General features: G+C 66.9%; 2 protein-coding genes. Both read left to right on the plus strand.

The annotated features are described in order from the left end of the window. Positions 1-102 precede the first annotated feature (102 nt). Complete coding sequence (gene istA / locus AAIL68_RS17310) at positions 103-1,365, plus strand: IS21 family transposase (RefSeq protein ID WP_347141031.1); 1,263 nt, start codon at positions 103-105, stop codon at positions 1,363-1,365. An 11-nt stretch (positions 1,366-1,376) separates the two neighbouring features. Next, the gene (gene istB, locus AAIL68_RS17315; protein ID WP_347141032.1) at positions 1,377-2,132 is read left to right on the plus strand and encodes an IS21-like element helper ATPase IstB; all 756 of its coding nucleotides are present in this window, start codon (positions 1,377-1,379) and stop codon (positions 2,130-2,132) included. Positions 2,133-2,280: the final 148 nt, after the last annotated feature.

Consider the following 2,280-nt stretch of genomic DNA (forward strand, 5'->3'; position numbering starts at 1 on the left):
TGTAGCGGGACAGGTCATTGAGACGGTAAGGCGACATCCAGCTTTACGAGGTGCCGTCTTGGCCTGATCGATTTCCGGCAGGTGGTCTGCCGGGGAGTGACGATGGGTCGTCTCGAGAACGAGGCGCGGACGGCAATGACGGTGTTGCTGAAGCAGGGCCATTCCCAGAGCGCGGTGGCGCGGATGCTGGGCGTGAGCGAAGGAACAGTGCGGTATCATCGGCGACGGAGCGCAGCCGGGGCCGTGGATGGGCGCACGACGCAGGTTGGCAAGGCAGCAGCGGTGGCCGAGGCGATTGCCCACTGGCGCAGTCAGCAGCCCGCGGGCCGGGTGAACCTGGCGGCGCTGCACGATTGGCTCAAGCGCGAGCATGGCTACGACGGGAGCCTGAAGTCGGTCCAACGCTATTGGAAGCGGACGTTTCCGGCACCGGCCATCCGGGCGCGGCGGCGGGTCGAAACGCCGATGGGGGCACAGGCCCAGGTGGACTGGGCCGAGTATCCCGGCATGGTGATCGGCAGCGAGACCGTGGATCTCGTCGCGCTGGTGGTAACACTGTCGTGGAGCCGCAAACGCGCCGTGGTCTGGGCACGGTCGAAGGACATGCTTTCGTGGCAGTCCTGCCAGACCGCCTGCCTGCAGCGGCTCGGCGGCGTGCCGGCGGTGCTGCGGATCGACAACGTCAAGACGGCGCTGTCCAGGGGCGCGGGAGCGTGGGGCACGATCAACGAGACGTATCGTCGTTTCGCCGCGCAGTTGCGCTTTCATGTCGACGCCTGCCAGCCGCGCCACCCGCAGGGGAAAGGCAAGGTCGAGCGCACGGTGCGTGACCAGCGGGAAGCGGTCGATCCGCGTGGCCAGGTGTTCGACAGCCTTGAGGCGCTGCAGGTCTGGACCGATGCCCGCCTTGAGGAACGTGCCCGCCATCTCCGCTGTCCCGCGACCGGCACCAGCGTCGCCGAGGCCTGGGAGCAAGAGCGTCGGCTGCTGACACCCTTGCCCGAGACGCTGCCGGAGCCTTTCGACATCGTTGTGCGCCGTCCGGTCGGGCTGGACTGCATGGTCCATTTCGAGGGGCGGCAGTATAGCGTGCCGTTCCGTTTCGTGCGGCAGGAGATAGAGGTTCGCGGCCTCGCCGGCCGGGTGCAGATGCTCAAGGACTGCGCGGTGATCGCCGAGCATCCCCGCGGCACCGACATGCTGATCCTGCGCAACGAGGCCCATTACGAGGGCGAGGACACCGAGCGCGTCCGCGCGCCAATGCCGCTTGGCCGGATGGGGCGCCGTCTGCAGGAGATCGCAGCCGCCAAGGTCCAGCACCGTTCGCTCGATCTCTATGCCCGCCTGGCGGAGGTCGCGCGATGACTGCTCCCCGGGTGAAGCTCGACATCGACACGACGCGGGAGAAGCTGGCCGCCTTGGGGCTCGGCTATGCCACCTCTGCACTGGAGGGTCTGCTGTCCGAGGCGGTGCGGGCCGAGATGCAGGCCCATGTCTTTCTGGACCGGTTGCTCGACGCCGAACGCTCCGGCCGTGAGGAGCGGCGCGTGCGCACAATGCTGAAGACCGCAAAGATCCCGACCGGCGCGACGCTGGAGAACTTCGACTTCGCGTTCCAGCCGGCGATCGAGCGCTCACGCATCGAGACGCTCGCCACCGGTGCCTGGATCCGCAACTCAGAGGTCGTGCTGATGCAAGGCCCGCCCGGCGTGGGCAAGTCGCATCTCCTGTGCGGTCTCGGCATCCGGGCGATCCAGCTCGGCTTCTCGGTCCAATACTTTCGCTTCGACGAGTTGCTGACCGCCCTGCGCGCCGATGCCCACCTGCCACCGAACCGGCTCAAGAAGCGCAAGTACATGTCGACCGCGCTGCTTCTGGTCGACGAGATGGGCTATGATCCGATGACGCGCGAGGATGCCAGCCTGTTCTTCCGGCTGATCAGTTACCGCTACGGCCGCGGCGCCATGATCATCACCACGAACAAGAGCATCCGCGACTGGACGGAACTTCTGGCGGGGGATGAGGTGCTGGCCACCGCGATCCTCGACCGGCTGCTCCATCATGCCCATGTCCTCAACATCAAGGGCCGCAGCTACCGGCTCCGCGACCTCGAGGACACCCTGAAGGCCTGAGCCAAGCCGACAATACTCTGCGGACCGCGGCCCCGGAGCGCGCGCCTTGACTCTTGGCGGTCAGCGCGCCCTCCGGGGCCGCTCCGTTGCACCATACCTCGTAACACTGGGTGTCGCCTTAGCTCGTAAAGGTGGGTGTCGCTTGACA

Origin of the sequence: Paracoccus sp. SSK6 (assembly GCF_039770665.1) — a bacterium.
Taxonomy (GTDB): domain Bacteria; phylum Pseudomonadota; class Alphaproteobacteria; order Rhodobacterales; family Rhodobacteraceae; genus Paracoccus.